The organism is Pseudarthrobacter siccitolerans (assembly GCF_001046895.1).
GTDB lineage: Bacteria > Actinomycetota > Actinomycetes > Actinomycetales > Micrococcaceae > Arthrobacter > Arthrobacter siccitolerans.
The window spans coordinates 248175-260123 of record NZ_CAQI01000042.1; the positions used below are offsets into that span (position 1 = coordinate 248175).

Annotated in this window: 10 protein-coding genes; 5 read left to right on the forward strand and 5 right to left on the reverse strand. The window is 63.0% G+C overall.

All coding sequences use genetic code 11. The annotated features are described in order from the left end of the window. Positions 1-7 precede the first annotated feature (7 nt). From ARTSIC4J27_RS10385 to ARTSIC4J27_RS10405, 5 genes are read right to left on the reverse strand one after another with little or no spacing between them, the layout of a single operon-like run. Positions 8-718: an SDR family NAD(P)-dependent oxidoreductase gene (locus ARTSIC4J27_RS10385; protein ID WP_050055112.1), complete on the reverse strand. Its 711-nt coding sequence runs from the start codon at positions 716-718 to the stop codon at positions 8-10. Next, positions 718-1578, reverse strand: coding sequence for an alpha/beta fold hydrolase (locus ARTSIC4J27_RS10390; RefSeq protein ID WP_050055113.1), 861 nt, complete (start codon positions 1576-1578; stop codon positions 718-720). The genes ARTSIC4J27_RS10385 and ARTSIC4J27_RS10390 overlap by 1 nt, the downstream gene beginning before the upstream one ends. A gap of 51 nt (positions 1579-1629) precedes the next feature. Continuing rightward, a complete protein-coding gene (locus ARTSIC4J27_RS10395; protein WP_050055114.1) occupies positions 1630-3543 on the reverse strand; it encodes a flavin-containing monooxygenase in 1914 nt (637 codons plus the stop codon). Between the two features lie 46 nt (positions 3544-3589). Then, positions 3590-4402, reverse strand: a complete 813-nt coding sequence (locus ARTSIC4J27_RS10400; protein ID WP_050055115.1) for an alpha/beta fold hydrolase — start codon at positions 4400-4402, stop codon at positions 3590-3592. Then, positions 4395-5279, reverse strand: a complete 885-nt coding sequence (locus tag ARTSIC4J27_RS10405; RefSeq protein WP_050055116.1) for an ABC transporter ATP-binding protein — start codon at positions 5277-5279, stop codon at positions 4395-4397. Before ARTSIC4J27_RS10405 ends, ARTSIC4J27_RS10400 begins: the two co-directional genes overlap by 8 nt. A gap of 292 nt (positions 5280-5571) precedes the next feature. Between ARTSIC4J27_RS10405 and ARTSIC4J27_RS10410 the strand changes: the two genes are divergently transcribed. The 5 genes from ARTSIC4J27_RS10410 to ARTSIC4J27_RS10430 all read left to right on the forward strand — a co-directional run bounded on the left by ARTSIC4J27_RS10410 (position 5572) and on the right by ARTSIC4J27_RS10430 (position 11949). Next, complete coding sequence (locus tag ARTSIC4J27_RS10410; protein WP_268794387.1) at positions 5572-6453, forward strand: SDR family NAD(P)-dependent oxidoreductase; 882 nt, start codon at positions 5572-5574, stop codon at positions 6451-6453. A 41-nt stretch (positions 6454-6494) separates the two neighbouring features. Beyond that, entirely contained in the window at positions 6495-7346 is an 852-nt protein-coding gene (locus ARTSIC4J27_RS10415; protein WP_050055118.1) for an ABC transporter permease, read from the forward strand. Continuing rightward, positions 7334-8185, forward strand: coding sequence for an SDR family NAD(P)-dependent oxidoreductase (locus ARTSIC4J27_RS10420; RefSeq protein ID WP_050055119.1), 852 nt, complete (start codon positions 7334-7336; stop codon positions 8183-8185). Before ARTSIC4J27_RS10415 ends, ARTSIC4J27_RS10420 begins: the two co-directional genes overlap by 13 nt. Before the next feature lie 122 nt (positions 8186-8307). Next, the gene (locus tag ARTSIC4J27_RS10425) at positions 8308-9210 is read left to right on the forward strand and encodes a LysR family transcriptional regulator (protein ID WP_050055120.1); all 903 of its coding nucleotides are present in this window, start codon (positions 8308-8310) and stop codon (positions 9208-9210) included. A gap of 501 nt (positions 9211-9711) precedes the next feature. Beyond that, positions 9712-11949, forward strand: a complete 2238-nt coding sequence (locus tag ARTSIC4J27_RS10430; RefSeq protein WP_268794388.1) for an acetate--CoA ligase family protein — start codon at positions 9712-9714, stop codon at positions 11947-11949.

The following is an 11949-nucleotide window of genomic DNA, read 5'->3' on the forward strand; positions in this document are numbered from 1 at the left end:
GGGCCGGTCAGCGGCGGATGGATCCGCCGTCGACCACCAGCGTCTGACCGGTCACGAACCCGGCACCGGGGGAGAGGAAGAAGCGGGTGGGGCCGACATAGTCTTCGACCACTGAGGCCCGCTTGATGGCCCTGGTCTCGATGTTCTTTGCCTCACCACCAGCGAGTTGGGTAGCCAACGGGGTCATGACAAGCCCGGGGGCGATCACGTTGACCGTGATGTTTCGGGCACCCATCTCCGCGGCGAGACTGCGGGAGAACCCGATGATGCCGGCCTTGGAGGCTGCGTAGGCTGCGGCGCCGGCGGGGGCCTTGAACACGGTGCCGGAAGAGAACAGCACAATGCGTCCGCCGTCCTCCACCATGTCTGCAACTCCCTGGACGAAGTTCAGCGTGCCGTGCAGATTCAGCAGCAGGGCGCGCTCCCACTCGGCCTTGGGCATCTCCATAAACGGGCCGAATACACCCACGCCCGCACAGTGGATGAGGGAATGGATGCTGCTGCGGCCCTGCGCCGCCAATGACTCGCGCACAGCCTGCGGGGCACCGCCGGCGACGTCGCCGGCCACATAGGTGACCCCGTCCAGCGGATGAGCCGGCAGAGACCGGGAGACGGACGTGACCGCCCAGTCGCTCCGCAGATCGGCGGCCAACGCCTCGCCGATGCCGGAGGACCCGCCGCTGAGGACCAAGGCGGGGCGGGTGCCGTCGTCCGTCATTACTTGCCGCCTTCAACGGTGGACTCGAGGAATCCGCTAATCAGGTTCCACGTCTCCTGCGGGTGGGTGATATTAGGGCAATGCTTATACGGCAGCAGCTCCACTTGGGCGTTTGGCAGCACAGCCTGGAGGTTTTTGGACCAGCCGCTTTCCAGCAGCGTGTCCCCGGTGCACTCCACGAGCAGTACGGGGGTTGCCACGCCTTGCAGCGGTGTTGGGTAGGGATCGGCCGGGCGCTCAACCTTGAGAGCCGCCGGGACCGGCATGTGGGGTCCCCGCATGGCCGTGAAGTGACCAGGCGCTGTTGCCCAGCCAAAACGGGCATCGAGCTGGGCTTCCTTGCCTTCGGAAGGATCGCAGAGAATGTCAAGGATTTCCTCGAGGCGCGTCCGGGTGCCGTCGAAGTCTCCGATCCTGGTCATGTCCGGAGCCTTCCACGGGCCGCCGGTGCCGTTGATCGTGGTGACCGAGGCGATCCGTCCCCGGTAGGTTTTGTCTGCCAGTGCGCGCAGGCCGACGGATCCTCCGAAGGAATTTCCCACGAGGTGAACCGGTTCGGTGATGCCCAGGGAATCCAGCAAGGAGAAGACGTGGCGGATGCGGAAGGCGAACGGCGAGACGTCTACCCGGATTGACTTGGCTGATCCGCCGTAACCGAGGAAATCTGGGGCGATGACGCGGAATTTCTCTGCGGCGAGCGGAAGGACGTGATTCCACGTCACGTCGGAGGCACCGCCCCAGGCGCCGTCGTGCAGGAATACCACGGGAACGCCGTCGTCGGGGCCGCCGGTAAAGTAGCGGGTTTCGAGGTTGGCGACGATAGTCGTGGCCTCGGTGATCAGTGATGTCTCGGTGAGCAATGTAGTCTCCGGTGATGTGGTTCGGATGGTGGAAGTAGGAGGGGGAGCTAGTCAGCCGAAGTTGTAGTCTTCGGTGCGCACATGGCTGGTGCGTTCGAAGTATTCGCGGGCTGGCAGCGGCCACATGATGGTGGAGCGGCCTTCGGCGTTCATGTACCAGCTGTGGGTCTTGGACCAGCCCCATGTTCGCTTGGCGCTGGCTTCGGTGATTTCCTTGTCGTACTTGGCAAACACGTCCGGTCGCAGGGACATGGCGCGGTAGCCGCCGGCGGCCAGCGTCTTCACTGCATCGATCATGTAGTTGGCCTGGCATTCGAGGAAGAACACCAGGTTCCCGTGGACAACAGTGTTGGTGTTGGGTCCGTACATGCAGAAAAAGTTTGGGTAGCCCGGCAGTGTCACGCCTAAGTAGGCGCTTGCGTCGATGCCCCAGGTCTCGTGCAGGTCCTTGCCCCCGACCCCTGTCACGGACATGGGCAGCAGGAAGTCGGAGGCCTTGAAGCCGGTGCCGAGCAGGATGATGTCGGCCGGGACGTGCTCGTCGCCAAGCCACACGCCGTCGGAGTCGATGCGGTTCACGCCCTGGCTGACCAAGCGGACGTTGTCCCGCTTGAGCGTCTTCACCCAGGTGCCGTCGTCGCAGATGACCCGCTTGGCGGCCGGCGGGTAGTCGGGGATGATCTGCTTGCGCAGTTCCTCGTCGTCCCCGGCCTGCTCCTCCAGGTATGCGGTCAGCTCTTTGCGCAGTTCTTCGTTGGCGGCGGAGACCGAGACCTCGGTCGGCGGGAAGTCCGGGTCCACGGTAGCGGCCGGCAGATTGCCGATGAGCCTGGGCAGGAAGATTGAGAAGCGATAGTAGGCGCGGTATTGGTTCAGGTTGTTCAGAAGCCAGCGTTCACCGCTTTCAATCTCCTGGCGCAGCACGGGGGTGGGACGCAGCCATGGGGCGCTGCGTTGGAAAATAGTGACGTGTTCAGCAACTTTCGCAACGGCGGGCGCGAACTGCAGGGCGCTGGCGCCAGTGCCGATGACCACCACGCGCTTGCCGCGGAAGTCGATCCCGTGGTCCCACTGCGCTGAGTGGACCACCGGGCCTTTAAAGGAATCGAGACCTGGAAGGTTGGGAATCGAGGGCCTGTTGAGCTGGCCCACGGCGCTGACCACGATGTTCGATTCAATGGTTTCTCCGATGCCTGCGGAAGTCTTGGTTTCAAGGGTCCAAGTTCCGGTTTCCTCGTCCCAGCGGGTGGCCGTGACCTCGGTGCCGAAGACCATGTGCTCGAGAAGGCCGTTGTCGGCCGCGAACTGGTGCAGGTAGCCATGGATTTTGTCCTGGCGGCCATAGTGGGTTTCCCAGTCGTGCTGAACAAAGGAATAGGTGTAGATGTGGCTGCGGACATCCGTGCGGCAGTCGGGATAGGTGTTTTCCCACCAGGTACCGCCGACGTCCAGGCTCTTCTCAATGATCTTGAACGGAACACCCGCCTGCTTCAGCCGCAGGCCTACCAACAGGCCAGAGAACCCTGCCCCGATTACCACGGCGTTGAGTGCACTGTCCGGGGCGATGTCCTGCAGCGTCCACGTAGGCCGGCGCGGGTCAACATTGTTGGGGGTGAACGCGACGGCAGCCATGGCCTGGGCGTCTTCGTTGTCATCCCCCATCAACCATGTAGCAAGCTTGCGGCGCAACGGCTCATCGGGGACAGCTGCCCATTCGTCCTGGGTGGCCAGGAAGGGCGCAAGGAGTTTGAAGCAGTAAGCGCGGGCCTCCGCCTCGGTTGCCGGATCCAAGCCGCTGAGTGGAAGCGTCTTCAGGTTCGGCCGCCATTCATCGCGCAGCACGCTTGTATCGCCAGTGACATGGGCGGTCAGCATAACGAGCGCTGGGACCTGGGCCGATTCAAGGTTGGCAAGCAAAGCTTCTTCACTCATCTCTGTCACGGCGCGATCGAGTGTTTTGTTCATGTTGTCTCCGTAAAGCAGGTATATGGATCAGTGTGCTCGCTGATGGTCAGCGTGGCCAGCAAGCAAGATTTTCGAGGAAAGGCCGCAGCACTGCGGCAACCTGGTAGGGGTTTTCGAAGGCCAGAAGGTGCCCCCCAGGGGCGATGCGCAACTCAGCATCCCTGATTGAGGAGGCAAGCTGTTCGATGATCGAACGGGGGGTACTGCGGTCGTCATCGCCACCAATCACGAGGGTTGGTGGCGGCGAGTCCAAGGAGAACTCGCCCACCTGGGTCATGGCTTCGAAATACTCGGCGATGATGTCGCCACCGGCCGCGAGGAATTGCGCCCGGGCTTGCCGGACCAGAGGATTCGTCTCATCCTTGGAGCTATCCCCGAACCAGCGGTACAGGGTCATCTCCACGGCCGCTTCAAGTCCGCCGGAGGCCCGGACCTCTGCAGCGCGTGCCCGGGTTCCATCGGCGGCCGCTTCATCGTAGCTGCCCCTCGTAGCCATCAGGATCTGCGCGTCCACCCTGTCCGGGAAGCTGCCGGTGACTGCCTGGGCCACCATCCCGCCCAGGGAGATGCCGAGCACCACGGAGCTCTTGATATTTTCGTTGTCCCACATGGCGGCAATGTCCTGGGCAATAAGCCCCAGCGTGAGGGGTGAATCTCCACGTGCACTTTGTCCATGTCCGCGGAAGTCCGGGACGAGCAGGCGATAATCATCGCCCAGTGCCTCGGCCAGGGGTGAGTACCACGAGCTGTCCAGCGCCAGCGAGTGCAGACAGGTCAGCAGGCGTGGTCCTTCGCCATACTGGCGGTAAGCGATGATGGTGCCGTCGGCGCCAGCAGCTTTTCGCAAGGTGTCAGCCATTCCGGCTCTCCTCCCTGATGCGCTGCTCGGCGAGTTCGACTTCGCTGCGGAGTCGATCGGACATGTCATGGAAGTAGGACTTGAACAGGTCGGAGTCACGCCGCATTTCTTGGCGTCGTGGCCGCTCGAGCTCAATCTTCATGTCCAACACCATGCGGCCGGGCCGGCTGGCCATCAGGATAACCCGGTCGCTGAGGAGGATGGCTTCCTCGAGGTCGTGGGTCACGAAGATGACCGTCGGGCGCTCAGCTTCCCACAGCTGGGTGAACTCTTCCTGCTGGATCGCACGGGTCTGCGCGTCAAGGGCCGCGAACGGCTCGTCCATCAGCAGTACCTTGGGATTTTGTACCAGGGTCCGCGCGATGGCGACACGCTGGCGCATTCCTTGGGACAGGTGGAGGACGTCGGAGTCCGCGAACTCGTGCAGCCGAACCCGGCGCAGCCAGGCCTCAGCACGTTCTCGCCGCTCCGTCTTAGGAACTCCCCGGATTTCCATACCGAGTTCTACGTTGCTGCGGACCCGGCGCCAGGGCAAAAGGGCGTCCCGGGCAAAAAGGAAGGCCGCGTCGTTGCTCCCGGAACGCATCGCGGTGCCGTCGATGCGGACAGTTCCACTGCGCGGTTTCAACAGATTTCCGACCATGCCGAGGGCCGTGGTCTTGCCGCAGCCCGAGGGGCCGACGATGCTGACGAACTCCGAGGGTTCGATGCGCAGGTTGAAGTTGTCCAACACCCGCACTGGCCGGTTGCCGTGGAGGAAGCTGTGGTTCACATTCTCGAACTCGACTGAAACACCCCTGGCTGCGGTTGACGGCGTTGCCGTTCCAGTCCTGAGGGTCTCACTATCGCCGGTTGAGTGGAGGGTTGTATTGGGCATTGTCGCTCCAGTCGATATTTGCGGGGCCGGCCCGTTGGCAGTCTTCGTTGGCTGACGATTGCAGAGCTGGCACCAAGGATGATGAGCACGCTGGCACAGCAATGAACACGAGGAAATGGGGTTGTCTGATCCTGTGGTGCACGTCACCCGCTGGTCCTTGAATCGTTGAACACCTGAGCTGCAGAGTCAAGAAAAACAGGCCGTTCAAGGGCTATCGCCTCGATAGCTGTTCTGACGTTGCCCACTGTCCTAAATGGCAGGAAGCTTTCTCAAACGCACCATTTGGGCCGCTATGCGTGTAGCCACCTGCACACCTCGCCAATATCAACCAGGAGAACCTCAGATGACGGACACAGTCACCAGCAGCAAGAAATCGGGTCAGACCACTTTCGACTTCACCGGCCAGGTGGTCATCGTGACGGGCGCTTCAGGCGGCATCGGCTCGGCCGTGGCAGACAAGTTCGCCGAAGCCGGCGCGGATGTAATACTGCATGGACGCAAGGCCGAGGTGCTCGAAGCGAAGGCTGAGGAGATCCGTCAACTCGGACGCAAGGCCGTTGTGGTCACCGGCAACATCAAGGAGCCCGAGACCGCCGGTGCGCTGGTCCGTGCCGCCCTGGCGGAGTTCGGGCGGATCGATATCCTGATCAACAATGCCGGAGGCAACTTCGCAGCACGTCTGGAAGATCTGTCGGCAAATGCCTGGAACGCAACAATCGGCACCAACCTTAGCGGTGCCTTTCACGTTTCGGTCGCCTGCCTCCCCGTCTTTGAGAAGCAGGGCGGTGGCAACATCATCAATGTCGGCTCCGGTTCAGCGAACTACGCTCACCCGATGCGGGGTGCATATGCCGCTGCCAAGGCGGGCCTTGCCTCGCTGACCAAGACCATGTCCTGGGAATGGGCTGACCGCGGCGTGCGTGCCAACTGTGTTGAGCCTGGTGCCACGCTGACCCCGTCCTCGCGTTTCGCCAACGCGGATGTCGAGAAGTCATTCGGCGAGTTCCTGGCCCTGGGCCGCGTGGGGCTGCCCGAAGAAGTCGCTGACGCCTGCCTCTACCTGTGCTCGGAAGCCTCCAGCTTCATTACTGGAACGGTCCTGCAGGTCACCGGCGGTCCGCACACCTCATCGCCCCTGGACTCAAAGCTTGTCCGGGCACCGCGCAACGCGTGATCCATCCAGCACCACCGAAGACCGCGAGGGAAGGATTTAACATGGCAGCAATCGCTAAGGCGGACACCTTGGTCGTTACCGAAGGCACGCCGGACTACAACGACAACACGATCCTCACGGAGCGGCGCCAGGCACGCATCAGGCAGGAGCTGAGTGTCTGGGCCCTGAGGATTGGCGCGCTCGCCGTCTTCGTCTTCAGCTGGTCGTTCGTCACCGGTCAGGGGCTTGTGGATGCGACACTGGTTTCCACACCCGGTGACGTCGGGACGTCCTTTATCAAGCAGCTGGGGGATGGCACGTTCTGGGTTGATGTGGCCGCGACCTTCAGCGGTGCCATGGCCGGTTTGGTCTCCGGTGCCATCCTGGGCATCCTGGCAGGCGTCGTCTTCACGCGCATCGAGGTTCTTCATGTCGCAGCGAGGCCGTTCCTGACCCTGATGAACAGCCTTCCCCGCCCGGCCCTGGCACCGATCTTCATCCTCTGGTTCGGCCTGGGGTTTGGCCCGAAAGCACTTGTTGCCTTCAGCGTGGTGTTCTTCGTCCTGATGACCAGCACCATGGGTGCCCTGCAGGGGATTGACCACGACATCAAGCAGTTGACCAAGTCGCTGGGAATGACGCGCAGGCAACGCTTCTTCAAGATCGAACTGCCCTCGGCGTTGCCGTCCATTGTGGGAGGGCTCCGGCTTGGCGCAGTGTACTCGGTCCTGGGGGCAGTGGTCTCTGAAATGGTCGGCGCGTACACCGGTCTCGGTCAGCGGTTGGTGGTGGTGACCAACAACTTCCAGGTTTCGGAGACTTTCGCGATCCTGCTGGCCATGGGCTTGTTGTCGATGATCCTCGACCTCTCCATCTCGGGCCTGCAGAAGCTCGTGACCAAGTGGACGAGGTAGCACTGACCGGGGTGGGCAACGACCCATACAACGAGGTATCTGCTCAACCATCCCCAGCCCAAAACGTCGATCATGCCAGCCTGTTCAGCCTGAAGGGCAGGGTCTATGCGGTGCTCGGGGCGGGCGGCGGGATTGGCGAACACGTGACCAGAACGATTGTCGGCATGGGTGGCCGGGTTCTGTGTGTGGACATCAATCTCGATGGGGTGAGTGCAGTGGCCGACTCCCTGCAGATGCCCTTCCTGGTCTCCGATGTCACCACGGAGGAAGGCATGAATCGGATCGCGCGCTTAGTTGCCGCCAAGTACGGGCAGATCGACGGGTATGTCGACGTCATCGGGCAGATGCACCGCAGGTCTATCTCCGACTACGGGCTGGCGGACTGGGACTTGGATTTCAAGGTTAACCTTGCCCATGCGTTCCTGGCAGCGCGGAGCTTGGCCCCTCTCGTCACCAACGGTTCGATAGTGCACGTTTCTAGTGTGGTGGGATCGCACGGCGGCCTCGTAGCGCCAGGTTACGGTCCAAGCAAGGCCGCACTGCAGGTATGGGTCAAGCAACTGGCGGCAGAGCACGGTTCCCGTGGCGTCCGCGTCAATGCGGTAGCGCCCGGTCTCTTCCTGTCACCAAGATATGTTGCGAAAGAGCGAACCAGCCGTGATACACGGATCCTGGCCGGACGGCCGCTTCTCGGCCGGCTCGGCCAACCATACGAAATTGCGGCCACGATTGCCTTCCTGCTCTCGCCCGCGGCCGGATACATCACCGGCACCACGATCCCCATCGAAGGGGGAACCCTGTCGCGGGACTCGACGGGTCTCGACGAACTAGCAGTCTGACCGCCGGGAGCTCCGCCCGTTCGGATGCCTTATGACCGGAGCGTGAATGTCCCGGGAGTTGTGATCGGAGTAACGTGGTCATCCAGCAGTCCGGGGACCGCGACAGCAGAGGAGGGAATGCCATGAGGTTCGCACAGTTGCGCTATCTGGAGGCAGCATTGCGGACGGGCTCGTTCCGGCAAGCTGCCAAGGAACTCGACATCTCCCAGCCCACCATCACCAATCAGGTGCAGCGGCTTGAAGAGGATTTAGGGGTCATCCTCGTGACCCGTGGTACCAAGGGTGTTCGGCCCACCTATGCGGCAGACCGAATCATGCCGCACGTGGTCGCGGCTGTTCAGGCCGAGCGTATGCTCCGCGAGGAAGCCAGCGCCATCAGCGGCCTGAAATTGGGCACGGTCCGGCTCGGAACGGTCCCGGCCGGCTCCCAGTCGATTCTTCCCACGGTGGTCAAACGGTTGTTAACCGAATTCCCCAACGTGCGTTTCGAAGTCGACGAGGGTCCCTCGAAGATGGTGGTTCGCGGTGTCCTTAGCGGCCATTTCGACGTCGGCCTGGTGACCCGCCTGCCCGGCATCGAACTGACCCCTGCCGAAGACGCCCTGATACACCACATCGATCTCGTCGCAGGCCGACTGGTTCTGTCCGTTCCAGAGGGCCATCGACTCGCCGGCAAGGATGACTTCGAACCCGCAGACCTGGAGGGGGAGGCGCTGATCTTTCCTGCCGAGTCAAGCATCCTGCGCGTCGCCTTCGAACGGATGCTGGAAGGTGTTGAGGCCAGAATCGTCTACGCCACACCCAATGCTGAGGCGGCCCAGGCCATGGTGCGGGCTGGTGTCGGAATTTGTATGGCGAACACGCTTCTCGATTCGACAATCAGCGGCAAGGGCGTCGCCCTTGTCCCGCTTCCCTTCGAATGGGCACGAGCGAGTACTTCCGCCATCGTCAGGAAGGACGAGGCGAGGTCCTCGGCTGTGCAGGCGTTCCTGCGTCTCCTGCGGGAAGCCGCCAAGACCTACTGACCGCTGATAGGCCCCGCTGCGCCTTCCTTGCTGGCGGCCTTTTTGGCGCGCCCAACCGTGGATCCCGACGACGATAGTGCGTTCATGGGTGGGTCCGCGAATCCGGTAGTGGTGGCGGCGGATGCTGCTCAGGTCTTCGGCGCCAGCTTGAGCCGTTAATGGCGTACCCCGGGCTGCATGCCCTCCGGTGTCACCTGCGCGTTGGGTTCGGGCAGGCGGTCCAGTCTCCTCCCGCCAATCCACCGGCCCTCCTCCCGCCTGCACCTGAGCCAGACAACATCAAAGTCCACCGGCATTGGTTAAGGCCACCGCGCGAAAAGCGGGTCCGACCTCCGACACACGGCAAAGTAGATGCCACTGCACCAGGGGTCGATGAGCAACCGGTGCCTATAGCGCAGGCGTATCACCCTGCCAGTGCTTGCGACCTTCCCAGGGCCTTGCTGACTGGCGAGACTGAAATCACACCGGACGCGAAAGTGTGCCGTCCGGATCCGACATTCAGTGAGGTGCCCCCCGTTGTTAGTTGAAACAGCCCTGTCGTGTAGCTCCGAGACAATCGTCGAGTTCATCGCACAGGCCAGAACCAGAGAATCGGCCATGTTTACCGAGGCCGAAGGAAAGTCCCTGCTGTCGGCATTTGGAATCGATACCCCCCAAGGCGTCGAAATTGCAGTGGGCCAGGAACTTCCGGGCCGTCTGCGCGAGCCCCTGGTCGTCAAAGCGATTTCGTCGACGCTCGTGCACAAGTCCGACGCCGGCGGTGTGCGGGTCGGCGTGACCCGCGCCGACCTTGAAGAGGTCACGGCAAGGATGCGCGAGAGCCTGGCCGACTTCGGGCACACGCTCGAAGGCGTCCTGGTCGAGGAAATGGTGCCGGCCGGCCACGAAATCATCGTCGGCGCTGTGCGGGCTCCCGGACTCGGCTGGACCGTCATGGTCGGCCTGGGCGGAGTCCTGGTGGAGGTATTCGAAGACGTTGCCTTTGGCCTGGCTCCGCTGTCCAACGGGCAGATTCTTGACATGCTGCAGGAACTTCGCGGGATGAAGGTCCTCAACGGCGCACGTGGAGGCGTAAAAGCCGATGTCCCGGCCCTTGTTACGCTGATCTCCCGGCTTGCCGGTCCCGACGGCCTGCTGGCCGCACTTCCCGATGACGTTGTCGAAATCGATCTCAACCCGGTGATTGTGTCCGATACACGGGCGGTCGCGGTGGACGCGCGGTTCGTTGTCGGGCCGCTGGGAACCGACGGCGCCAACGCCGCTGCCCGCAATGATGGCACGCCGACTGATTTTTCACCGTTATTCCAGCCCTGCAGGATCGCTGTACTCGGTGCAAGTGGCAAACGCCCAAACCTGGCCAACCGGTTCATCCGGAACCTCTTCGCCGGCGGCTTCGAGGGCACCATCATCCCGGTCCACCCGGCCGCCGAGGAGATCGAGGGCCTGCCCACGGTCGCCTCTCTGGCGGACGTGGCTGAACCCATCGATTATGCCTTTGTGGCACTGCCCGGCGCACGCGTCGCTGAGGCGCTGAGCCAGGGCGCCGGCAAGGTGCGGTTCGCCCAGGTTGTTTCCAGCGGCTTCGGTGAGGTCGAGGAAGGCAAAGATCTCGAAGCCGCACTTGTTGCTACGGTGCGCGGGGCGGGCATCCGCCTGATCGGCCCGAACTGCCTGGGCACCCATGCCTCGGCCGGGAAGCTTTCCTTCGTCCCCGAGGCCCCGCTGACCCCTGGAACCACAGCAGTGGTCTCGCAGAGCGGGGGACTGAGCGTTGACATCCTTCGCGTGGGGGCGTCCCGCGGCATCGACTTTCATTCCGTGACCAGCATCGGAAACAGCGCCGACGTCGACGCCGCCGAACTCGTTGAGTCCTTTCTGCGGAACGACGAGGTCCAGGTCATAGGGCTGTACCTGGAGTCGCTGACCGTTGCGCGGCAAGTCCTGGACGTGCTTTCCGCGACCGCAAACCGGAAGCCTGTGGTGTTGCTGGCCGGCGGCCGGACCGCCGAGGGTTCACGTGCGGCAACCAGCCACACCGGCGCGCTTGCAGGGAACCACCGCCTGTGGCCGGCCATCGCCCGCCAAGCCGGCATGACACTCGTCGACTCGCTCGCCGACTTTGCGTCCGCGCTGCATGCCCTCTCAACACTCGATTTGCGCGTGCAGCCCAACGGCCGCGAGGCAGTGCTCTTCGGAAACGGCGGTGGTGCCAGTGTGCTGGGCGCCGATGCACTTGACCGCCAGGGGGTAAGCACCTCGCCACTTCCCCCACAGGTCATCGAAGCACTCGAGGCACTCGACCTGCCCCCGGGCAACGGATTCCACAACCCCATCGACGTACCGGCCGGCACATTGGCCGTCAGGAGCGGCGCGGTCGCCGCGGACATTCTGAAGACCGTGCTCGCCGACAGCCACCCCGCTGTGCTGATTTCCCACCTAAACGTGGGCATCATCCAGCGCAACCTCGGGGCCACCCACGGAGACGTCACGGGCAACATCATCGACTCGATCGCCAAGGCACGCGACGAGTCACAGCCGGGTACCCACCAGATCCTGGTCCTGAAAACGGACGGCAGCGAAGGAACGGCGGAGCTGATCACGGAGTACGCACAACGTGCCCGCAAGATCGGCATCCCCGTCTTCCCGGCTTTCGAAGACGCGGCCATCGCCGCGCGGGCCGTGCTCGAACAGAGCAAACAGACACACCAGGCGTCGTGTGGCGCAAACGGAAGGCACTAA